The 20,440-nt window shown below is 72.2% G+C and carries 21 protein-coding genes; 13 read left to right on the top strand and 8 right to left on the bottom strand.

Translation table 11 applies throughout. The features are described from left to right. Positions 1-2: 2 nt before the first annotated feature. The 3 genes from FLW16_RS19045 to FLW16_RS19035 form a co-directional block, all read right to left on the bottom strand. A complete protein-coding gene (locus tag FLW16_RS19045) occupies positions 3-1,259 on the bottom strand; it encodes a class I SAM-dependent methyltransferase (RefSeq protein WP_142561446.1) in 1,257 nt (418 codons plus the stop codon). Positions 1,260-1,284: 25 nt separating this feature from the next. Continuing rightward, positions 1,285-2,655 (bottom strand): FAD-binding oxidoreductase, encoded by a 1,371-nt coding sequence (locus tag FLW16_RS19040; protein WP_142561445.1) that lies wholly within the window; start codon positions 2,653-2,655, stop codon positions 1,285-1,287. A gap of 185 nt (positions 2,656-2,840) precedes the next feature. Beyond that, complete coding sequence (locus FLW16_RS19035; protein WP_142561444.1) at positions 2,841-3,830, bottom strand: NAD(P)-dependent oxidoreductase; 990 nt, start codon at positions 3,828-3,830, stop codon at positions 2,841-2,843. A gap of 75 nt (positions 3,831-3,905) precedes the next feature. Between FLW16_RS19035 and FLW16_RS19030 the strand changes: the two genes are divergently transcribed. The 6 genes from FLW16_RS19030 to FLW16_RS19005 all read left to right on the top strand — a co-directional run bounded on the left by FLW16_RS19030 (position 3,906) and on the right by FLW16_RS19005 (position 8,318). Continuing rightward, positions 3,906-5,024 (top strand): CaiB/BaiF CoA-transferase family protein, encoded by a 1,119-nt coding sequence (locus FLW16_RS19030; protein ID WP_142561443.1) that lies wholly within the window; start codon positions 3,906-3,908, stop codon positions 5,022-5,024. A gap of 46 nt (positions 5,025-5,070) precedes the next feature. Then, complete coding sequence (locus FLW16_RS19025; protein ID WP_142561442.1) at positions 5,071-5,718, top strand: nitroreductase family protein; 648 nt, start codon at positions 5,071-5,073, stop codon at positions 5,716-5,718. Positions 5,719-5,812: 94 nt separating this feature from the next. Next, on the top strand, positions 5,813-6,676 hold the full coding sequence (locus FLW16_RS19020) for an ABC transporter ATP-binding protein (RefSeq protein ID WP_142561441.1): 864 nt from the start codon (positions 5,813-5,815) through the stop codon (positions 6,674-6,676). After that, positions 6,673-7,464: an ABC transporter permease gene (locus tag FLW16_RS19015; RefSeq protein ID WP_142561440.1), complete on the top strand. Its 792-nt coding sequence runs from the start codon at positions 6,673-6,675 to the stop codon at positions 7,462-7,464. The genes FLW16_RS19020 and FLW16_RS19015 overlap by 4 nt, the downstream gene beginning before the upstream one ends. Before the next feature lie 30 nt (positions 7,465-7,494). Beyond that, positions 7,495-7,728 (top strand): helix-turn-helix transcriptional regulator, encoded by a 234-nt coding sequence (locus tag FLW16_RS19010; RefSeq protein WP_079316115.1) that lies wholly within the window; start codon positions 7,495-7,497, stop codon positions 7,726-7,728. After that, positions 7,725-8,318 carry a hypothetical protein gene (locus FLW16_RS19005; RefSeq protein ID WP_142561439.1) on the top strand — a complete coding sequence of 198 codons (594 nt, stop codon included), beginning with the start codon at positions 7,725-7,727 and terminating at the stop codon, positions 8,316-8,318. The genes FLW16_RS19010 and FLW16_RS19005 overlap by 4 nt, the downstream gene beginning before the upstream one ends. Here the strand turns inward: FLW16_RS19005 and FLW16_RS19000 are convergent. Beyond that, the gene (locus FLW16_RS19000) at positions 8,300-8,809 is read right to left on the bottom strand and encodes a GyrI-like domain-containing protein (protein ID WP_142561438.1); all 510 of its coding nucleotides are present in this window, start codon (positions 8,807-8,809) and stop codon (positions 8,300-8,302) included. The genes FLW16_RS19005 and FLW16_RS19000 overlap by 19 nt on opposite strands. Before the next feature lie 104 nt (positions 8,810-8,913). Here FLW16_RS19000 and FLW16_RS18995 point away from each other — a divergent pair, with 104 nt between their 5' ends. The 5 genes from FLW16_RS18995 to FLW16_RS18975 all read left to right on the top strand — a co-directional run bounded on the left by FLW16_RS18995 (position 8,914) and on the right by FLW16_RS18975 (position 15,003). Further along, the gene (locus tag FLW16_RS18995; RefSeq protein WP_142561437.1) at positions 8,914-10,353 is read left to right on the top strand and encodes a GuaB1 family IMP dehydrogenase-related protein; all 1,440 of its coding nucleotides are present in this window, start codon (positions 8,914-8,916) and stop codon (positions 10,351-10,353) included. A gap of 83 nt (positions 10,354-10,436) precedes the next feature. Further along, positions 10,437-11,162, top strand: coding sequence for a YrzE family protein (locus tag FLW16_RS44535; RefSeq protein ID WP_221891154.1), 726 nt, complete (start codon positions 10,437-10,439; stop codon positions 11,160-11,162). A 145-nt stretch (positions 11,163-11,307) separates the two neighbouring features. Further along, a complete protein-coding gene (locus FLW16_RS18985) occupies positions 11,308-11,682 on the top strand; it encodes an FKBP-type peptidyl-prolyl cis-trans isomerase (RefSeq protein ID WP_142561436.1) in 375 nt (124 codons plus the stop codon). A gap of 188 nt (positions 11,683-11,870) precedes the next feature. Beyond that, positions 11,871-13,400 (top strand): glycosyltransferase family 39 protein, encoded by a 1,530-nt coding sequence (locus FLW16_RS18980; RefSeq protein WP_142561435.1) that lies wholly within the window; start codon positions 11,871-11,873, stop codon positions 13,398-13,400. 76 nt (positions 13,401-13,476) lie between these two features. Then, positions 13,477-15,003 carry an ATP-dependent DNA ligase gene (locus FLW16_RS18975; protein WP_142561434.1) on the top strand — a complete coding sequence of 509 codons (1,527 nt, stop codon included), beginning with the start codon at positions 13,477-13,479 and terminating at the stop codon, positions 15,001-15,003. Positions 15,004-15,023: 20 nt separating this feature from the next. Here the strand turns inward: FLW16_RS18975 and FLW16_RS18970 are convergent, their stop codons facing one another. Continuing rightward, a complete protein-coding gene (locus FLW16_RS18970; RefSeq protein WP_260615381.1) occupies positions 15,024-15,548 on the bottom strand; it encodes a DUF1707 and DUF4870 domain-containing protein in 525 nt (174 codons plus the stop codon). A gap of 215 nt (positions 15,549-15,763) precedes the next feature. Here FLW16_RS18970 and FLW16_RS18965 point away from each other — a divergent pair, with 215 nt between their 5' ends. Beyond that, positions 15,764-16,114, top strand: a complete 351-nt coding sequence (locus FLW16_RS18965; RefSeq protein ID WP_142561432.1) for a hypothetical protein — start codon at positions 15,764-15,766, stop codon at positions 16,112-16,114. A gap of 7 nt (positions 16,115-16,121) precedes the next feature. Here FLW16_RS18965 and FLW16_RS18960 read toward each other — a convergent pair whose 3' ends face one another. Next, the gene (locus FLW16_RS18960; RefSeq protein WP_142561431.1) at positions 16,122-17,204 is read right to left on the bottom strand and encodes a DUF4192 domain-containing protein; all 1,083 of its coding nucleotides are present in this window, start codon (positions 17,202-17,204) and stop codon (positions 16,122-16,124) included. A gap of 219 nt (positions 17,205-17,423) precedes the next feature. On the opposite strand from FLW16_RS18960, the gene FLW16_RS18955 reads away from it, so the two are divergent. Continuing rightward, a complete protein-coding gene (locus tag FLW16_RS18955; RefSeq protein ID WP_142561430.1) occupies positions 17,424-19,016 on the top strand; it encodes an ABC-F family ATP-binding cassette domain-containing protein in 1,593 nt (530 codons plus the stop codon). On the opposite strand, the gene FLW16_RS18950 is transcribed toward FLW16_RS18955, so the two are convergent. Then, positions 18,989-19,813, bottom strand: a complete 825-nt coding sequence (locus FLW16_RS18950; RefSeq protein WP_142561429.1) for an EI24 domain-containing protein — start codon at positions 19,811-19,813, stop codon at positions 18,989-18,991. The two genes, FLW16_RS18955 and FLW16_RS18950, sit on opposite strands and share 28 nt — an antisense overlap. A 10-nt stretch (positions 19,814-19,823) precedes the next feature. Beyond that, entirely contained in the window at positions 19,824-20,411 is a 588-nt protein-coding gene (locus tag FLW16_RS18945; protein ID WP_142561428.1) for a nucleoside triphosphate pyrophosphatase, read from the bottom strand. Between the last annotated feature and the right edge of the window lie 29 nt (positions 20,412-20,440).

Here is a 20,440-nt window from a genome sequence, read left to right as displayed (position 1 = left end):
GTTTACGGCCAGTCGAGGGACGGGCGCAGCGGAACGTGCGACTGTCCCTCGTCGAGCCGGACGCCGAGCACCTGGTGCAGCTGCACCTTGTTGCGCTCGAACCCGACGACGCAGCCGGCCATGTAGAGCCGCCAGACCCTGGCGGTGCCCTGGCCGACCTCCTCGACCGCGTCGTCCCAGTTGGCGTCGAGGTTCTTGCACCACTCGCGCAGCGTCAGCGCGTAGTGCTCACGCAGGTTCTCCTCGTGGCGGACCTCGAAACCGGTGTCCTCCATCTGGCGGATCAGGTAGCCCACCGACTCCAGCTCGCCGTCCGGGAAGACGTAGCGGTTGATGAAGCCGCCCTTGTTGAGGGTCTTCTCGGTGCTGGTCGGGCGGGTGATGCAGTGGTTGAGCAGGCGCCCGCCCGGCTTGAGCTTGCCGTACAGGAAGGAGAAGTACGACGGCAGGTTGTCCTTGCCGATGTGCTCGGTGAGGCCGATCGAGCTGACCCGGTCGAAACCGGTCTCCGCGACGTCGCGGTAGTCCATGTAACGGACCTCGGCGAGCTCCGACAGCCCGGCCTCCGCGATGGCCTTCTGCGCCCACTCGGCCTGCTGGCGCGACAGCGTGACGCCGAGGCCCTTCACGCCGTACTCCTTGGCCGCGTGCATGACCATGCCGCCCCAGCCGCAGCCGACGTCGAGCAGCCGCATGCCCGGCTTGAGGTCGAGCTTCTTGGCGACCAGGTCGAACTTCGTGTACTGCGCCTCCTCCAGCGTCGCGTCCTGCCGCGGGAAGACCGCGCAGGTGTACGCCATGGAGGGGCCGAGCACCCACTCGTAGAAGCGGTTGGAGACGTCGTAGTGGTGGTGGATCACCTCGGCGTCGCGCTGCTTGGCGTGCCGGCTGCCCAGCTTCGCCAGCGTGCTCTGCCGCGCCTCCTGTGGGGGCGGCGGCACGCGCATCAGCAGCGGCTTGATCCCGAGCGAGCGGATCGCGGCGACCTTCTCGCTGAGCGGCAGGTCGTTGAGGGTCAGCGACCACATCCGGTCGAGCAGGGTGTACATGTCCCCGTGCACGTCGATATGCCCGGATATGTACGCGCGGGCGAGGCCGAGCTCTCCCGGCGCCTGCGCGAGGTAGGCCACCGCCACCGGCGACTTCACCTCGATGCGGAGGTCCGCCCCCGAGGATCCGGCCTTGCTGCCGTCGTAGGCGACGAACTCGACGCCCGCGTCAGGACCGACGATCTTCTCGAAGATCTTCGCAAGAGTCATTGCATCTCTCCCGACGTAACGACGCCTACCGGCCCCTGACGCACTTGTCATAGAGGTCCAGCAGCCGGCCGCCCGGGTCGTAGGAACGTTTGACCGGCCAGTAGGCGTCTCCGTTGTAGAGCCGCCAGAACTCCTCACGCTCATAGAAAGAGGTGGAGTACAGCGACTTGTGGCCGTCGAGCGAATGCACCGCCCGCTCGATCAGCCGGTTGTAGTACCCGTCGTACTGGCCGCGCGGCAGCGGAACCATGCCCCAGAAACCGAAGTTCACGTACAGGCGGCCGGGCTCCAGCGGGTAGAGCGCCCACTGGCCGGTCGCCTTGAGCGGGCACATCCACACCGGGGTCATGCCGACCTTGTCGTGGAAGACCTCCAGGAACTCCGCGCCGCGCTCGATCGGCACCTCGACGTCCTGGATGACCGACTCGTGCACCGGGTTGTTCCGCCAGCGGTCGATCCGGGCGGTCACGCCGTACCTCTGGTCGAGGCCGACGAGCTTGCGATAGACGTCCGACCGCAGGTAGCGGCGTGGGAGGAGCGAGCGGACCAGCGGCTGCTGCACCCCGAAGGCGCGCGAGCACCAGAACCAGTCGGTGTCCCAGCGCCACAGGTAGTCGCGCACCGTCAGCCAGTCGCGGACGCGGCTGCGGATCGACTGGTAGTAGATCCGCATGCCGGTGTAGTCGGACGTGTAGGGCGCCCGGTCGGAGAACGAGCCGACCGTGATGTACAGCTCGCCGGGACCGAAGAACGTGCCGTCGACGAAGTCCACCTGCTCGCCGTCGTGCTCGCGGCTCTCGCAGATCTCCTGCATGGCGAGCATGCACTTGTCGGCGTCGCTGAAGCGGATGTGCGTCAGCTTGACGTACGGCTTCACCCGGGCCAGCTTGATCCGGATCCGCAGGGCGTAGCCGAGCGTGCCGTAGGAGTTGGGGAACGCGTGGAACAGGTCCGCGTGCTCGTTGTCGGCCCGGGCCACCAGGATCCGCCCGTCGCCGGTGAGGATCTCCAGTTCCTCGACCGACTCGTGCGGCAGTCCGTCCTTGAAGCTCGTCGACTCGATGCCGAGGCCCGTGACCGCGCCGCCCAGTGTGATCGTCTTGAGCTGCGGCACGACGTACGGCATGAGCCCGTACGGCAGCGTGGCGTCCACCAGGTTCTCGTACGTCGTCATACCCTGGACCTCGGCCGTCATGGTCACCGGGTCCACGTGGATGACCTGGTCCAGATCGCGGGCGGACAGCGTGGCCGTCTTGGCCGGCGCGCGGAAGCGGAACAGGTTCGTCGTCGCCTTCGCCAGCCGAGGAGCCGCGTCCTCGGGAATGGCCGCGTAGGAGTCCCTGATCTGCTCGACGGCCTGCTGATGGGCGGTCATACTGGCCGTGCGCTCTGGCATGACACCACCCCCATGGATCGTAGAGATCGCCTCTTGGCACGCTATCCCCGGAGGGGAACGCAGACCAGAGTAGACACGTTACGCCCGCGAAAACTATCTGGCATTCCCGCGGCGCACCGTCGGCGTAGATCGTATCCTGCCCTTTTTCATCGCCTCCGCCGCCCCTGCCGTAACTGGGGAAACCGTCATGACCTGGGCGGACGCCGGCGGACGAGCGGATCGGCGCCGTTGACCACGTTGACAACGGGGCGGCCCTCCATCGCGGCGGTGAGGTTGTCCAGCACGCATCGGATCAGCCGGGTCGTCGCCTCGGGCGTGACCCCGGCCGCGTGCGGCGACAGCAGGACCGCGGGGCAGGAGCGCAGCGGGTCGTCGGGCGGCGGGGGCTCGCTGTCGTACACATCCAGCGCCGCGCCGGCGAGATGGCCGGACTCCAGTGCGGCCAGCAGCGCCGCCTGGTCGACCACCCCGCCCCGTGCCGCGTTGACCAGCACCGACCCCCTGGGCATGCGGGCGATCCTCTCCGCGCCGATCAGCCCGCGGGTCTCCGGCGCGAGCGGCACGGCCAGGACGAGCACGTCGCTTCCCGCCACCAGCGTGTCGAGATCCAGATAGGCCGCGCCGTACGACTCGGGCTTCGGCGTGCGCGACCAGTAGGAGACCCGGCAGCCGAGCGCGCCGAACAGGCGGGCGCATGCCGCGCCGATCGGCCCGAAGCCGATCACTCCCACGCGGCATCCGGCGAGCTCACGGCGCTGGTAGGCGAACTGCGGCCACTCCCCCGCCCGCATGTCCCTGTCGCCGTCCGCGAGGTGGCGCAGCAGCGCGAGCGCGGCGGCCAGGCACCATTCGGCCACCGCGGCGGCGTTCACCCCCGCGGTGTTGGCGAGGGGCACCCCGGCGCGGGCCAGCGCCTCGGGGTCGTGCCCGTCCACGCCGACCGACGGCTGCTGCACGAACGCCAGACGCGGCGCCAGCCGTACGGCCTCCGCGTCGAGGGCCAGGGCCCCGCTCCAGTCGCCGACGACGATCTCGGCCTCGGGCAGCGCGTCCAGCAGCCCCGCGCGGTCGCGGCGGGCGGGGACGCGCACCTCGACGCGGCCGTCGAGGTCGGCGAACAGGCCGCGCACCGCGTCCTCAGGAAGCGGCGGCAGCGCGAGAACATTCCACGTCACGGGCGCAGTCTCGCACGCCTACAGAAACATGTTCTACTTGTCGCGTGAACTGACGCCGCTGTGAGGAGGGTTCGGATGGAGGAGTCGCGGGGGCCGCTGGCGGGGATCCGGGTGCTGGAGCTGGCCGGTCTCGCGCCCGGGCCGTTCGCCGGGATGATGCTCGCCGACCACGGCGCCGAGGTGCTGCGAGTCGACCGGGTGAAGGCCGTGAGCGACACCCCGCGCCGCGACGTGATGGACCGCGGCAAGCGCACGATCGGCCTCGACCTGAAGTCGCCCGAGGGCGTCGCCGCCTTCAAGCGGCTCGCCGAGCGGGCCGACGTGGTGATCGAGGTGTTCCGGCCCGGGGTCGCGGAACGGCTCGGCATCGGGCCCGCCGACCTCCACGCGGTGAACGAACGGCTGGTCTACGGCCGCATGACCGGCTGGGGCCAGGACGGCCCGCTCGCCTCCGCGGCCGGGCACGACATCGACTACATCGCGATCGCCGGGGTGCTGTCGATGCTGGGCCGCGAGGGCGGCAAGCCCACCCCGCCGATCAACATCCTCGGCGACTTCGCCGGCGGCGGGCTCATGCTGGCGTACGGCGTGCTGCTGGCCCTGCTGGAGCGCGAGCGCACCGGACGCGGCCGGGTGGTGGACGCCGCGATGGTGGACGGCGCGGCGCTGCTGTTCTCGATGTTCTACGGCGGGGTGCACTCCGGCCACTGGGGCCCGCGCGGCACCAACCTCCTCGACACCGGCGCCCCCATGTACGACACGTACGAGACGGCCGACGGCGGCCATCTCGCCGTGGGCGCGCTCGAGCCGCAGTTCTGGGCGGAGATGCTCGCCCGGATGGGCATCGACGACATGCCCGACCGCGACGACCGGGCGAACTGGCCGGTCATCAGGGAGCGGCTGACCGAGGCGTTCCTGTCGCGCACCCGCGCCGAGTGGGAGGCGGTCTTCGAGGGCTCCGACGCCTGCGTCTCCCCCGTGCTCGACCCGCGCGAGGCCGTCCGGCATCCGCACAACCAGGCGCGTGGCACGTTCGTGGAGATCGGCGGGCTGCCGCAGGCCGCGCCCGCGCCCCGGCTGGCCGGCGTGCCGCGCGGCGACCTGTCCCCGGCCACCCGGCTGCGCGACCTGAGCGCCTGGGGTCTGCCCGGCGACGAGGCGAAGGCCCTGCGCGCCGCCGGCGTGCTGGCCTGACCCCCACTCCCCCTTTCCCCCGCGACGATCGAGGAGTCCCCCGCTCATGGACCTTTTCGAGGCCCTCTACACGACCCGCGCCATGCGGCGGGTCAAGCCCGATCCAATCCCCATGGAGGTGCAGGAACGCATCCTGGACGCCGCCGTCCGCGCCCCCAGCCCGGGCAACACCCAGAGCTGGCGGTTCCTGCTGGTGGACGACCCCGGCGTGAAGGAGCAGCTCGGGCCGCTCTACCGGCAGGCGCTCGGCGTCCTGTTCGAGACGCACTACAAGCCGATGCGCGAGCGGGCCGAGGCGACCGGCGACACCCGCACGCTCAACGTGATGCGGTCGGCCCAGCATCTGGCCGACAACTTCGAGTCCTATCCCCTGATGCTGTTCGCCTTCACCCGCAACGACCCCAGTGGCGGCTCCATCTACCCCTCGGTCTGGAGCGCCCAGCTCGCCGCCCGCGCCTTCGGGGTGGGCAGCGCGCTGACCACCGTGCTGGGGATGCTCCACGGCGAGGAGACCATGCGGATCCTCGGCGTGCCCGAGGACAAGGGCTGGCAGGTGGCCTGCACCGTCACCTTCGGTTACCCGACCGGCCGCTGGGGGGTGGCCCCGCGCCGGCCCGTCCACGAGGTGGCGTTCCGCAACCAGTGGGGCGAGCCGGTCGGCTTCGAGATCCCCGAGCCCCTCTGGACGCCCTGATCGACAAGTTGCACGCCCTCCGATGAAGCAGACCTTGAATCAGATGTAGTACACCTACTACATTCGAGAGCATAGCTACTTCATTGGAGGGCGCATGCATGACGTCGTCATCCGCGTACGCGGGCTCCGCATGGCGTACGGGCCCAATGAGGTCCTGAAAGGCGTCGACCTCGACCTGCGCAGGGGCGAGGTGTTCACGCTGCTGGGGCCCAACGGCGCCGGCAAGACCACCCTGGTCGAGATCATGGAAGGGTTCCGTACGGGCTGGTCGGGCGAGGCCGAGGTGCTCGGCGAGAACCCGGCGCGGGCCGGGGACGCCTGGCGGGCGCGGCTCGGCGTGGTCATGCAGTCGTGGCGCGACCACCCCCGCTGGCGGGCGCGCGACCTGCTCGCGCACGTCGCGGCGCACTACGAGAAGCCTCGCGACGTCGACGAGCTGCTCGCCACGCTCGGCCTGACCGAGGCGGCGCGAAACCGGGTGGGGGTGCTGTCCGGGGGCCAGCGCCGCCGGCTGGACGTCGCGCTCGGCATCGTCGGCCGTCCCGAGGTGCTGTTCCTCGACGAGCCCACGACCGGGTTCGACCCCGAGGCGCGGCGGGAGTTCCACCTGCTGATCGAGCGGCTGGCCGGCGACGAGGGGCTGACCGTGCTGCTCACCACGCACGACCTGGCCGAGGCCGAGCGGCTGTCCGGGCGGATCGCCGTGCTCGTGGCCGGGCGCGTGGTCACCTGCGGCAGCCCGGCCGAGCTGGCCCGTGCCGTGCAGGCGCCGTCGCTGGTGCGCTGGGAGGACGGCGAGCTGGAGACCGCCGACCCCTCCGGCGTGGCCTGGGACCTGCACCGGCGGTACGGCGGACCGGTCCCCGGGCTGGAGATCAGGCGGCCGACCCTGGAGGAGAGCTACCTGGATCTCATCGATGAGACGCGCGAGCCGGCGACCGTGGGAGGGACGCGATGAACGCGACGACGTTGGGGCTGCGGCGGGGCTGGACCGAGCAGCTCAACCTCTGGAGCGACCGCAAGGAGCTGCTGAACGCCCTCGTCGGGACCGTCGGCACCTACGTGGTGCTCGTCCTGTTCATCGGGGACAACGACGTGCCCGGCGCACCGGTGTCCATGGCGGCGTTCATGACGCCGGGTTTCCTGGCGTTCGCCGTCTTCTCGACCGGGCTGATGGGGCTGCCGATGCTGATCGCCGCGGACCGCGAGGAGGGCACGCTCGTGCGAGCCCGCACGCTGCCCAGGGGCATCCGCGTCTACCTGACCGGGCGGGCCGTCACGACGCTGCTGACGATCATGCTGAACTCCGCGCTCGTCCTGCTGGTGGCCGTGCCGCTCGCCGGGGTGGCCGCGCCGGCGACGCCCGCACGGTGGTTCACGCTCGCCTGGGTCCTGGTGCTGGGCACGCTGGCCGTAGTGCCGCTGGGCGCGATGATCGGCAGCCTGGTGTCCGGCCCGAAGACGGCCGCGGCCATGCTCGCCCTCCCGTCGATGCTCCTGATGCTCGTCTCCGGGGTGATGTTCCCGCTGGAGGCGCTGCCCGGGGTGGTGCGCGGCATCGCCCAGGTCTTCCCGCTCTACTGGCAGGGCCTCGGGCTGCGCGCGGTGTTCCTGCCCGAATCCGTCCTCGCGGCCGAGCTCGGGCACGACTGGCCGCTCGGCCGGGCGGCGGCCGTTCTGGGGGCGTGGGCGGTCGGCGGTATGGTGCTAGCCCCCTGGCTGCTGCGCCGGGTCCGCGGAAGATAAGGGGACCCATGCGCCCGACGGAGGTGAGACGTGGCCGAGGAGCCGGTGTTCAACCGCATCGCGGTGCTGAGGGCCGATCGCGGCGTCTCGCGCCGGGATCTGGCCGCCGCGCTCGGGGTGCACTACCAGACGGTGGGCTACCTGGAGCGCGGCGAGTACAGCCCGAGCCTCCACCTGGCCCTGCGGATCGCCGAGTTCTTCGAGGTGCCGGTGGAGGTCGTCTTCTCGCTCAAGCCGTTTCCCAAACTGGGGAGCGCGTCGTGAACCTGCGCGAACGCTGGAACCTCCACGTGGCCCGGGCGATGGAGCAGGACCGCCTCGTGGCGCTGCACCGCACCCGGCGGCGGCGCCGCCTGCTCGTCGTGGCGGGCGCGGCCAGCGTGCTGCTGCTGTGGGCGGACGCCGCGGTGTCGTGGGCGATCGCCCCGAGCGACACCGCCGTCCGGGTGAACCTCGTGCTGCTGGTGGTCATGCTGGCGATCTACATCCCGGTCGTGACCGCGCTGAACAGCGCCACCCGCGGGCTCGCCTCGCTGCCGGAGAGCCACCTCGACGAGCGGCAGGTCACCGAACGGCTCCGGGCCCACACGTACGCGAACAGCGTGATGCGGCTCATCCTGGCCGGTCTGGCGGTGTTCGTCGTGGTCGCGACCTGGAGCGAGGGAGAGGAGTCCCACATCCCCGCCGCGGCCGTGTTCCTCGGCGTCTTCGCCCTGTGGTGGACGCACTTCCTGCTGCCGTTGCTGGTCGCCGGGTGGCGGCTGCCCGACCCGCCGCCGGACGACGACCGGGACGACGACCGGGACGACGAGCAGGACGACGACCAGAGCGACGATCAGGCCGGCGTCGCCTGAACCTGCGCCGGAGGTCCGGAGGGCTCGCCGAACGACGGCAGCGTGGCCACGAAGAGGTCGACGCCCCCGGGGTGGTGGATCTCCAGGTCGGTGGTGAAGGCGCGGGCCGGGGTGGCGCCCGACTCGGTGTGCTTCCACACCTGCTGCCAGGTGTCGAGAAGCGCCCCGGGCATCGGCCCCCGCGCCTCGAACAGCAGCGCCGGCACTCCGGGCACCCGTACGGCGACCATGCCCTCGGGCAGTCGCGCCGCCGTGCGGACGGCCACGCCGACGATCTGCGTGTAGGCGCCGTTGTGGTCGCTCTCGTAGTCGGTCAGCACGGCGTACAGGTTCTCGTCGATCCGGCCGGGCACGTGCGCGAAGGCTCCGGGCGCTCCGGCGCGGCCCCACAGGCCCGGCAACTGGGCGCGGGCCGGGTCCGCCTCCGCCGCGTTGGTCGTCCGTACGGCATAGCCGACGACGAGCGTCTCCGGACGGTCAACGATGATCACATGCTCTCCTCTCAGGCGAGGTCAATGTATCCCGTGTCCGGGTCTGCTCCGGCGGCGGCCGGGAATGCCGGATATGACCCGCTCACAACGTAGGCTGGACAAACGTGCGATTCCTCAATGATGTGACGCCGCCCTACGATCTCACGTACAGCGATGTCTTCATGGTTCCGTCTCGTTCCTCGGTCGGGTCGCGCCTCGCCGTGGACCTGTCCGCGGGCGACGGAACCGGCACCACGATCCCCGTCGTCGTCGCCAACATGACGGCCGTCGCGGGCCGCCGCATGGCCGAGACCGTCGCCCGGCGCGGCGGCATCGCCGTCATCCCCCAGGACATCCCGATCGACGTGGTGGCCGACGTCATCGAGTGGGTGAAGAGCCGTGACCTCGTCCACGACACGGCCATCACGCTCACCCCCCACGACACCGTGGGCGACGCGCTCACCCTGCTGCCCAAGCGGGCGCACGGCGCGGTCATCGTCGTCGACTGGGACAACCGCCCGGTCGGCGTGGTGACCGAGGCCGACTGCCACGGCGTCGACATGTTCACCCAGCTCTCCCAGGTCATGACCGAATCACCGCAGACGCTGCCGCGCGGCGTCGATCCGCAGGCCGCGTTCGAGGCCCTGCACGAGGGCCGCCACCGGCTGGCGCCCGTGGTGGACGAGGACGGCCGCCTGGTCGGCATCCTCACCCGCACCGGGGCGCTGCGCTCCACCCTCTACCAGCCCGCCGTGGACGCGCGCGGCCGCCTGCGCGTCGCGGCGGCGGTCGGCGTGAACGGCGACGTGGCCGCCAAGTCCAAGGAACTGCTCGACGCCGGCGTCGACGTGCTCGTGGTCGACACGGCGCACGGCCACCAGGAGAAGATGATCTCGGCGCTGCGGGCCGTGCGGGCGCTGGAGCCCTCCGTGCCGGTCGCGGCGGGCAACGTCGTCACCGCGGAGGGCGTACGCGACCTCGTCGAGGCGGGCGCCGACATCGTGAAGGTCGGCGTGGGCCCGGGCGCCATGTGCACGACCCGGATGATGACCGGCGTGGGACGGCCGCAGTTCTCGGCGGTGCTGGAGTGCGCGGCCGAGGCCCGTCGCCTGGGCCGGCACGTGTGGGCCGACGGCGGCGTGCGCCACCCCCGCGACGTCGCGCTGGCGCTCGCCGCGGGAGCCTCCAACGTCATGATCGGCTCGTGGTTCGCCGGCACGTACGAGTCTCCCGGCGACACCCGCACCGCCCCCGACGGGCGCAAGTACAAGGAGAACTTCGGCATGGCCTCGGCCCGTGCCGTACGGCTGCGCACGGCCGAGGACTCGCCGTTCGAGCGGGCCCGCAAGGCGCTGTTCGAGGAGGGCATCTCGACCTCGCGCATGTACCTCGACCCGGCGCGGCCGAGCGTGGAGGACCAGATCGACGCCATCGTGGCCGGTCTGCGTTCCTCCTGCACGTACGCGGGCGCCACCACCCTGGAGGAGTTCCACGAGCGGGCGGTGGTCGGCGTGCAGAGCGCCTCCGGATACAGCGAGGGCATGCCACTGCACCAAAGCTGGTGACTCCTCCTATTCCGTAGAGGAATATCGGGCTCTCCGGGGGTAGTGCGTTCGTGTAGCGACCGCACTACCCAGCGGAGGCGATCATGCAGTACTCCCCGGCCGGAGGGCCGGTCAGACCAGCGGTCGACAGACGGCTGCTGGTCAGTTACGACAACTACACGGCGGCGCAGCGCGCCGTCGACACCCTGTCGGACGCCGGGTTCCCGGTGGAGAACACCGCGATCGTCGGCAGCGACCTGCGTCTGGAGGAGACCGTCACCGGGCGGCTCACCAACGGCAGGGCCGCGCTGTCCGGCCTGATCACCGGCGCGGTGTTCGGACTCATCGTCGGCCTGTTCCTCGGGCTGTTCACCTCGGCCACGACCTCGTTCTTCGGGCTGGTGCTGTGGTCGATCCTCTGGGGCGCCATCGCCGGCGCCGCCTTCGGCTTCACCAGCCACGCCTTCACCGGCGGGACGCGCGACTTCTCCTCCAGGAGCTCGATCGTCGCCGGGCGCTACGACGTGCTGGTGGCCTCTCCCATGCTCGACCAGGCCCAGGCGCTGCTGCAGGGCGGCGTGCAGCCGGCCGACACCGTCGTGGTCCAGCGTCCGCCGTCGGCCGGGCCGGTCACGACGTCGCCGGTCACGGCGGGCGACACCGCTCCCCAGGCCACCGGCTACCCGGTGACCGAGGACCGGGTGGAGACCCGTGTGGACGAGGCCCGTGCCGAGGAGGCCCGTGCGGATGAGGCCCGTGCGGATGAGGTGCGCGCCGAGGAGGCGCGCGACGACGACCGCGCGGGCCTGTCGAGGGGCCGTCGCCCGTAACCCTCGCCGGCTCTGGAGTTCCGACGCCTTCCCCACCCCGCGTGGGGAAGGCGTTCTCGTGTCGGCCGTCCCCGGTAGAGTCGTCAGCCTGCCGGAACTCCCGGCGCAGAAAGCGCTTCGGGCACAGACAGAACAGGAGGCCCACGTGGCACTGGAGAAGCCGGAGATCGACTATCCCGAGGGCGCGCCGCCCGCGGACCTGGAGATCGTCGACCTCGTCGAGGGCGACGGGCCGGAGGCCAAGCCCGGGCAGAACGTGACCGTCCACTACGTCGGGGTGGCGTTCTCCACGGGTGAGGAGTTCGACGCCTCCTGGAACCGCGGCCAGCCGTTCCAGTTCCCGCTCGGCGGCGGCCGGGTCATCGCCGGCTGGGACCGCGGCGTGGCCGGCATGAAGGTCGGCGGACGGCGCCGTCTGACGATCCCTCCGCACCTCGGGTACGGCAACCGCGGCGCGGGCGCCCTCATCAAGCCCGGTGAGACGCTCATCTTCGTCGTCGACCTGCTCGGCGTCGGCTGACCGGGACACCGGTGCGGCGGCGCTCCGGATTCAGGGGTAGGAGGGCCGGAGCGGTTCGAGGATGATGGCCGCGTGGACGATGCCCTCCCGAACCGCTTCCTCATGAACCCCCTCGATCGGGGTCCCTCCCCTCACGGCCGCCCGCTGATGGACGGCCCCCTGCGAACGCCGGCTTCCGCGAGGCCGGCGTGACCACGGACGACGAGGTCACCGGCGGCACGCCGGCGGCGCAGGACGACACCGACGCGGCGTCCCCCGGCGGGGACGTCCGTACGGGCGCTCCGCTCACCGGGCAGCCCCGGGCCGCGGTCGCGATCGCCGCCGCGACCGTGGCCGTGCTGCTCGCGGTGAGCCCGTGGTACGGCTACCACCGCGACGAGCTGTACTTCCGCATGCTGGGCGAGCGGCCGCGGCTGGGATACTTCGACACTCCGCCGATGACGCCGATGATCGCCCGGGTGTCCACGGCGATCTTCGGGGACACGGTCGTCGCGCTGCGGATCGTGCCCGCCCTGTGCGCCGGGGCTCTGGTCGTGCTCGTCGCACTGGCCGCCCGCGAACTGGGTGGCGGCCGCGCGGCCCAGATCCTCGCCGCGGCGGGGACGGCCACCTCCGTGCTGCCTCTGCTGGCCGGTCACTCGCTGCTGACCCTCACTCCCGACCTCGTGCTGTGGAGCGCGGTCACGCTGTGCCTGCTCCGGGTCCTGCTCAGGGGGGACGGGCGTTACTGGCTCTGGACGGGAGTGCTGTGCGGGATCGCGGCGTACAACCGCGATCTGATCGTGGTGCTGCTGGGCGGCGTCGGGCTGGGCGTCCTCGTGGCCGGCCCGCGCGAGGTGCTGCGCGACAGGCGGCTGTGGGCCGGCGCCCTCCTGGCTCTGGCGATCGCCTCCCCCAACCTGCTCTACCAGGCGACGCACGACTGGCCGCAGTTCCAGATGGCCGACGCGCTGAAGATCGACGAGGGCGCGGACAACCGCGCGTCCTTCGTCCCCCTTCAGATCGTGCTGCTCGGGCCCGTGCAGGCGGTGGTCTGCGCGGCCGGCTGGCTGCGGCTGTGGCGGAACCGGCGGGTGCGATCCCTCGCCATCGCCTACCCCGTGGCCTGCGCGCTGGTCCTCTATTCGGGAGGGCGCCCCGACTACACCGGCGGGTTCCTGCTCTACCTGTTCGCGGCCGGCTGCGTCACCGCCGCCGGGTGGCGGTGGAGAGGAGCGCTGGTCGCGGCGCTGGCGATCGACGCCGTGGTCGCGGTGGTCGTGGCGCTGCCGGTCATCCCGGCGGCGTCGCTCGGCGGTACGCCGGTCGCCGCCATCAACGAGGTGGCCCGTGAGTCGGTGGGCATGCGCGACGTGGCGGCGCAGACGGCCCGGGTGGTGAACGCCCTGCCCGCCGGCGAGCGCGCCGGCGCGGTGCTGCTCGCGGCGAACTACGGCGAGGCCGGCGCGCTGCGTCGCTGGGCGGGCGAGTTCGGGCTGCCCGCGGTCTACAGCGGCCACAACGAGCTGTGGTGGTGGGGACCGCCGCCGGAGGGGACGCGGGTGGTCGTGTCCGTCGGCTACCCGCCCGCCGACCTCGCCACCGTCTTCGCCCGCTGCGTCCCGGCGGGCAGGCTGAGCGGGATGCCGGGCGAGGAGCAGGGTGTGCCGATCACGGTCTGCCGCGACCCCGTCCAGCCCTGGCGCGAGCTGTGGCCGCGCGCGCGCCACTACAGCTAGTGCCACTCCCGCGATACTGGGTCGTGTCCGACCCCCGGCCTGGGCATCTGCCGCTGCGGTGAGGCAGGATTACGGTGTGTTGCTGATCGACCTTGCCAGGACGTCCGCGGCCGTCGCCGCGGACTCGGCGCGGCTCGCCAAGATCAGGCACCTCGCCGAGCTGCTCGGCAGGGTCGGACCGGACGAGGCCGAGACCGCCATCGCCTACCTGTCGGGCGAGCTGCCGCAGCGCCAGATCGGGGTGGGCTGGCGGAGCCTGTCCGACCTCCCCGAGCCGCGTCAGATCGCCACGGCGACCCTGACGCAGGTCGACGCGCTGCTCGAGCGCATCAAGTCGCAGTCCGGCGCCGGTTCGCAGGCCGCGCGCCGTGAGCTGCTCGGCGAGCTGTTCGGCGCCCTCACCCGGCAGGAGCAGTCGTTCCTGCACCGGCTGCTGACGGGCGAGCTGCGCCAGGGGGCGCTCAACGGGGTGATGATCGAGGCGGTCGCCATGGCCGCGAACGTGCCCGCGGCCGAGGTGCGCCGGGCCCTGACCCTGCGTGGCTCGCTGCCCGCCGTCGGCGCGGCCGCGCTGCGCGGCGGCGTCGCGGAGCTGAAGGCGTTCCACCTGGAGGTCGGGCGGGCGGTGGCGCCGATGCTCGCGCAGAGCGCGCCCAGCGTGACCGCCGCTCTGGAGAAGGCGGGCACCCCCGCCGCCGTGGAGTGGAAGCTCGACGGCGTGCGGGTCCAGGCCCACCGGTCGGGCGACCGTGTCGCCGTCTTCACCCGCACCCTCGACGACATCACCGCGCAGGTCCCCGAGCTCGCCGAGGCCGTGCTCGGCCTGCCTGGAACGGATCTCGTGCTCGACGGCGAGGTCATCGCGTTGCGCCCCGACGGCCGCCCCGAGCCGTTCCAGGTCACCTCGGGCCGGGTGGCCAGCAGGACCGACGTCGCGTCGCTGCGCGCGACCGTGCCGCTGACCGTCTTCTTCTTCGACGCCCTGCGCGTGGGCGGCGCCGACCTGCTCGACCTGCCGGACGAGGAGCGGCACGCCGCGCTGGAGGCCGCGGTCCCGGCCGAGCTGATCACCCCTCGGCTCGTCACGGCGGACGCCGAGGAGGCCGAGGCGTTCTTCGGCGACGCCGTACGCCGGGGCCACGAGGGCGTCGTGGTGAAGTCGCTGCGCACGCCGTACGCCGCCGGGCGGCGGGGGGCGGGCTGGATCAAGGTGAAGCCGCGGCACACGCTCGACCTGGTCGTGCTGGCGGCCGAGTGGGGCAGCGGACGGCGCCGGGGCTGGCTGTCCAACCTGCACCTCGGCGCCTACGACCCGGAGACCGGCGGTTTCGTGATGCTCGGCAAGACGTTCAAGGGCCTCACCGACGAACTGCTGACCTGGCAGACCGAGCAGTTCCTGCGACTGGCGGAGGGGCCGACGGACGACTACGTCGTCACGCTCAAGCCCGCGCTGGTCGTGGAGATCGCCTTCGACGGCGTGCAGCGGTCGAGCCGTTATCCCGGCGGCATGGCGCTGCGGTTCGCCCGGGTGCTGCGCTACCGGCCCGACAAGCGGCCGGAGGAGGCCGACACCGTGGCCGCGGTCCGCGCGCTCATGCCCTGACCGGGAAGCCGCTTCGCGAGTTACTTGATCAGGCGGATGGTCAGTGGGTAGCGGAACTCGGTGCCGGCGAGCGCCGACACCCCGCCGACGACGCACAGGACCAGTCCGACGACCCAGATGACCGGCAGCAGGACGACGCCGACGACGGTGAACGGCAGCAGCACCGTCGCCCCCAGCACGGTGAGGTGGAAGTTGAGCGACTCCACCGCGTGCTTCCTGATGTAGGGGGACGTCCGCCCCGCGGTCACCATCATCAGCAGCGGGCCGATGATGAACAACCCCAGCAGTCCGAACAGGTGCGAGGCCGCCGCCCCGACCCGGTCTCCCCCGTCCGGGACCGCGGCCCGATACGACGGCGGCCGGGGGACGTACGCCGGGCGGGTGCCGTACAGGTCGTTCATGATGGGCACGAGATCGGCGTGCGTGCGGGCGGTCATCGCCAGGTGCAGCCGCTCGTCCATCTCGTGCTTGTCGAGCCTGCCCTCGGCGTAGGCCGCTTTGACGTGCTCGACCACCTGTTCGCGGTCCTGGTTGGTAACACGCAACTGAGGGTGTGGCATCGGGGCATGGCCCGGCCACGATGGTGTCGCTGCCGCGGGCATCACAGCATCGCCTTCCGTCGGTCGACTGCTCGGCTCTCTTCGAGTCTGCCTCCATCTTGTTCCGCGTATGCGCCCGCCGGCATCAGGGACATCCCCGACATCGCCCCGAGACCGTCTCCTTAACGCCATCGTGATCCACGGCGATGTATACAAGCACTATGAGATGGCGAGATCGCTACGGGCTCCGGCGGCGCCGGGGTGCCCGCGTGGCCAAATTCGACCGCGAGGCGACCGACGCCGACATCGAGGCCCTCATCGAGTTCGCCAAGACCCGGCGTGGAGTCGAGTTCTACGTCGAACCCGAGACGTTCGCGACCGACACCACCGCGGTGGCCGTGGCCCACGACGGGGAGTGGACCCGCCGCCGTGTCGGGTCTCCCGCGGTGATCGCCAAGGTCGCCAGGGATCTCGCCCTCCCTGTGTACGACGTGCAGCTCACCGGTTATCCCGCCCGGATGCGGGCCTACAACGAGCGCCGCCGTCAGGCTCAGGGCGGCGACCCGGTCTGACGGCCGCTCAGGGTCGTCGCAGAGCCGATGCGGAGGCCGGACCGGGCAGGTCCCGGGCCAGCAGTGCGCGCAGCGGCGCGAGCCAGATCGCCCGGGGAGGGCCCATCTCGTCGTCGAGTTCCTCCGGCGTCGGCATGCGGTCGCGGAGCATGGCGGGGGACATCATGTGCGCCAGTGCCTGCCGGAGAAGGAGCGCCATCGAATAGCCGGGGTCGGCGGTGAGCGCCCGCTCCAGCGCCATCCCGGCCAGCGCGCACTCCCCTCGATGCCAGGCGGCGGCCGCCAGCAGTGAGGCCGCGGGCGCGACGTGGCCCGGCTCCAGCCGGCGGGTGAGGTCGCGCCACAGCGCGACGTGCGCGTCACGGTCGTCGATCAGCGCCCACGCCTCGTCGCGCACCCTGATCACGGCGAGGTCGAGCCCGAGCCGGGCGGCGCCCTCGTCGCCCAGCCGGCCTCCCGAGTCGTACAGGCCGATGGCCCTGCGCACCCGCGCCAGCCCCTCGGCGACGAACCGCGCGGCCAGTTCGTCCGCGACCGGTCCCTCCGACTCGGGCATCGCCCGTAGATCGGCCATGACGCGGGAGGTGACCTGCCGCATCGCCGCTCCGCCGCACCGCTGGACCGAGCGCCGCAGACTGCCCCGGTCGGGCAGGGCGACCAGCCCGTGCACCACGGCCTCGGCGGCGACGTGGCTGCGCTCGGTGTCATACGGCGTGCCCTCCGCGGGGCAGCAGCTCGCGCTGCCGCAGGAGTAGGACCAGTAGCGCCCGCCTTCGGCCCGGAGGCTCTCGGCCACCCGGATGCCTCCGGCGTGCAGCAGCCGGGTCACCGTGTCGACGGCGGGGGTCACCAGGGCGCCGGGACCGTACCCGACGACGAAGACGGCGGTCACCGCCTCGCGGCGCAGCAGCGCGACCAGCCGGTCGAGGTCCTCGGAGGCGGCAGGCAGGTCCCAGCGCGTCGTCAGCCGGACCTCCGGGCCGGCGACGCCGGCCACGACGAGGCTGTCGGCGGGGTGGAACCCGACGAGGTAGGGCACGGCGGCGAGGATGTCCGCCGGTGAGGAGAGCACGAGCTTCGGGATCGTCATGGCCGCAAGCCTCGCCGGACGGCCGCGCCCCCAAGACGGCCGAAGCGCGTTCTGGGGACAGCCGTCCTCCTGTGGACAACCGGACGGCCGGAAAACCGTTGGCGCCGGGCCGGGCGCTCTGCCTACACTCGGCGCCATGTCTCTGCCCCGGATCTCTTAGCTCGGACACCCGCTTCCACGCCACCCGTGTGTCCTTGAGCTTCTCCGGAGCGTCATCAAATGATCACCCTTCGCGGTGTCGACGTGCGCGTCGGCGCCCGTCTCCTGCTGTCGGACGTCACCGCCCACGTCGCCCCCGGCGACCGCGTCGGCCTGGTCGGCCGCAACGGCGCGGGCAAGACCACCCTGCTGAAGACCCTGGCCGGCGAACTGCAGCCGGCCGCGGGCACCATCACCCGCACCGGCGAGGTCGGCTATCTCCCACAGGATCCCGCGGCGGCCGATCCGTCCCTCTCCGTCGCCACCCGCATCCTGTCGGTCCGCGGCCTCGACGAGGCCGAGCGCGCGCTGCGCGCCGCCGAGGCGGCCATGGCCGACCCCGCCGAGCAGGAGCGGGCGATGCGCCGGTACGTCCGGGCCGAGGCGGAGTTCGAGGCCCGCGGCGGGTATGCCGCGCAGGCCGAGGCCGCCCGCATCGCCGCCGGGCTCGGCCTGCCCGACCGGGTCATGACCCAGCCGGTCGGCACCCTGTCCGGCGGGCAGCGCCGCCGGGTGGAACTCGCCCGCATCCTGTTCGCCGGGCAGGGCACGCTGCTGCTCGACGAGCCCACCAACCACCTGGACGCCGACTCTGTGGCCTGGCTCCGGTCGTTCCTCGCGAGCCGCACCGGCGGACTGGTCCTGATCAGCCACGACACCGCGCTGCTTGACGACACCGTGAACAGGATCTGGCGCCTCGACGCCGACCGGGCCGCGCTGGAGGTGCACAACACCGGCTGGCGCACCTATCTGGCCGACCGCGACGCCGCCGAGCGCGGGCACGCCCGGCAGCGGGCGGTCGCCGAACGCAAGGCCGCCGCGCTGCACGCCCAGGCCGACAGGATGCGCGCCGGCAAGTCGACGGCCGTACGGGCCAAGGAGATGGCGCGCCGGGCCGACCGCATGCTGGCCGCAGTGGAGCCGGTCCGCCGCGCCGAGAAGGTCGCCCGCATCCGGCTGCCCGAGCCCGCCCCCTGCGGCCGCACGCCGCTCGGCGCGATCAGCCTGACCAAGGCGTACGGCGACCTGCGGGTGCTGACCGGCGTGGACCTGGCCGTGGACCGGGGCAGCCGGCTCGTCGTGCTCGGTCTCAACGGGGCGGGCAAGACCACGCTGCTGCGGATCCTGGCCGGGCGGGAACGCCCCGACTCGGGCCGTGTGGTGCACGGGCCCGGTCTGCGGCTGGGCTACTTCGCGCAGGAGCACGACACGCTCGACCCGGCGCGCACCGTCGCCCAGAACCTCGCCGCCGCCGCGCCGCACCTGGGCGACGGCGAGGTGCGCCGGATCCTCGGCTCGTTCCTGTTCGCGGGGGACGACGCGGACAAGCCAGCGGGCGTGCTGTCCGGCGGCGAGAAGACCCGTCTGGCGCTCGCCACCCTGGTCGGCTCGCAGGCCAACGTGCTGCTGCTCGACGAGCCCACCAACAACCTCGACCCGGCGTCACGGGACGAGGTGCTGGCGGCGGTCGCCTCCTACCAGGGCGCCGTCGTGATGGTCACCCACGACGAGAGGGCCGTGGAGGCCCTGCGCCCCGACCGCGTCCTGCTGCTGCCGGACGGGGTCGAGGACATGTGGAACTCCGGTTACGCCGGTCTCGTGTCCCTGGCCTGACCTCCCGGGGCCCGGCCTTCCGGGGCGGTCGCCGGCGCCAGCCGCATGCGGACGAGCATGGCGGCGCCGGCGACCGCGCCGGGCATCGCGACGACGCTGACGAGCGGCACCATGAACGCGAGGAAGAGCGGTACGCCGAATCCGAGCGTGACGGACAGGTTCGACCGGAGCAGGGCGAAACGCTCCTTGCGCCGCAGACCCCGGCGTTCCATCGCCAGGGCGGTCAGTTCGACCGTGAGGAAGAACCCGGAGACGAACGCCCCCACCACGGGCACCACGGTCTGCCCGACGACCGGCACGAAGCCGAGCACGAACAACGGCACAGAGAACAGCAGGACCCACCAGAGCGTGACGAGGCTGTCGCGGATCGACCGAAGCAGGGACGCCCAGAAGGGCAGGTCGCCACCGTCGGGGAGCCCGCCCAGGTCCTCCTCGACCCGCTCCGACAGCTTCTCGTAGAACGGGTCGCCGATCACGAGCGTGACGGCGGTGAACGTCAGCACGGCGAGCGCGAGACCCGCCACGAAAATCATCACGCCGACCAGCGTGCGGAACCCGTCGCGCCAGCCCCAGTCGTCGGCGAACGGCGTCGCCCAGGCCGCCACGTCGGTCGCGTGCGTGCCCAGCCAGACCAGCGCCAGCGCGTAGAGCACCAGGGCGATCAGGGCCGGGATCAGCCCGAACAACCACCAGCGGGGATGCCGGGAGACCCACCCGAGACCCCGGAAGCAGAAACCGACTCCCTCGGCGAAACCGCCGACGCCGCGCCGTCCGGCGGGCCGCCCGATGCCACTCATGGCGGGCAGGCTAGCGCCACAAGGTCGTCACAGGCACGCCCAGATCGGCGAAAAGGCGGCGAAGCAGGGGCAGCGAGATGCCGAGCACGTTACCGTGGTCGCCCTCGATGCCCTCCACGAACCAGCCTCCCAGGCCGTCGAGCGTGAACGCCCCCGCCACGCGCAGCGGCTCCCCGCTGGCGACGTACGTCTCGATCTCCTCGTCCGACGGCGTGCCGAACCGCACCACGGTCGCCGCCACCTCCGACACCCTGCGGCCCGCGGCCACGTCGACCACGCAGTGCCCGGTCAGCAGCCTGCCGGTCCTGCCCCGCATCATGTGCCAGCGGTCCTTCGCGTTCTCCGGCGTTCCCGGCTTGCCGTACGCGACGCCGTCGAGTTCGAGCACCGAGTCGCAGCCGATCACGATGCCGTCGCCGAGCGTCCGGGAGACGGCGTCCGCCTTGGCCACGGCCAGTTTCAGGCACAGCTCCCCGGGGGTGTCGGCCGTGATCGCGTCCTCGTCCACGCCACTGACGATCACCTTGGGATCGAGCCCGGCCGCCCGCAGCACACCGAGGCGGGCGGGAGAGGCCGAGGCGAGCACCAGTTCCGTCACACGGTGAAGCCTAGTCGCTTCTACTATGT

Source organism: Microbispora sp. KK1-11 (assembly GCF_006874435.1).
Classification (GTDB): Bacteria; Actinomycetota; Actinomycetes; order Streptosporangiales; family Streptosporangiaceae; genus Microbispora; species Microbispora catharanthi.
Note: the sequence above shows the minus strand (reverse complement) of the source record. Positions and strands in the feature narration are given on the sequence as shown.

Excerpts from the sequence above, each read along its gene's own strand:
- FLW16_RS19045 (WP_142561446.1), bottom strand. The coding sequence starts at position 1,259 with ATGACTCTTGCGAAGATCTTCGAGAAGATCGTCGGTCCTGACGCGGGC.
- FLW16_RS19040 (WP_142561445.1), bottom strand. The coding sequence starts at position 2,655 with ATGCCAGAGCGCACGGCCAGTATGACCGCCCATCAGCAGGCCGTCGAG.
- FLW16_RS19030 (WP_142561443.1), top strand. The coding sequence starts at position 3,906 with ATGGAGGAGTCGCGGGGGCCGCTGGCGGGGATCCGGGTGCTGGAGCTG.
- FLW16_RS19025 (WP_142561442.1), top strand. The coding sequence starts at position 5,071 with ATGGACCTTTTCGAGGCCCTCTACACGACCCGCGCCATGCGGCGGGTC.
- FLW16_RS19020 (WP_142561441.1), top strand. The coding sequence starts at position 5,813 with ATGCATGACGTCGTCATCCGCGTACGCGGGCTCCGCATGGCGTACGGG.
- FLW16_RS19015 (WP_142561440.1), top strand. The coding sequence starts at position 6,673 with ATGAACGCGACGACGTTGGGGCTGCGGCGGGGCTGGACCGAGCAGCTC.
- FLW16_RS44535 (WP_221891154.1), top strand. The coding sequence starts at position 10,437 with ATGCAGTACTCCCCGGCCGGAGGGCCGGTCAGACCAGCGGTCGACAGA.
- FLW16_RS18965 (WP_142561432.1), top strand. The coding sequence starts at position 15,764 with ATGAGATGGCGAGATCGCTACGGGCTCCGGCGGCGCCGGGGTGCCCGC.
- FLW16_RS18960 (WP_142561431.1), bottom strand. The coding sequence starts at position 17,204 with ATGACGATCCCGAAGCTCGTGCTCTCCTCACCGGCGGACATCCTCGCC.
- FLW16_RS18955 (WP_142561430.1), top strand. The coding sequence starts at position 17,424 with ATGATCACCCTTCGCGGTGTCGACGTGCGCGTCGGCGCCCGTCTCCTG.
- FLW16_RS18950 (WP_142561429.1), bottom strand. The coding sequence starts at position 19,813 with ATGAGTGGCATCGGGCGGCCCGCCGGACGGCGCGGCGTCGGCGGTTTC.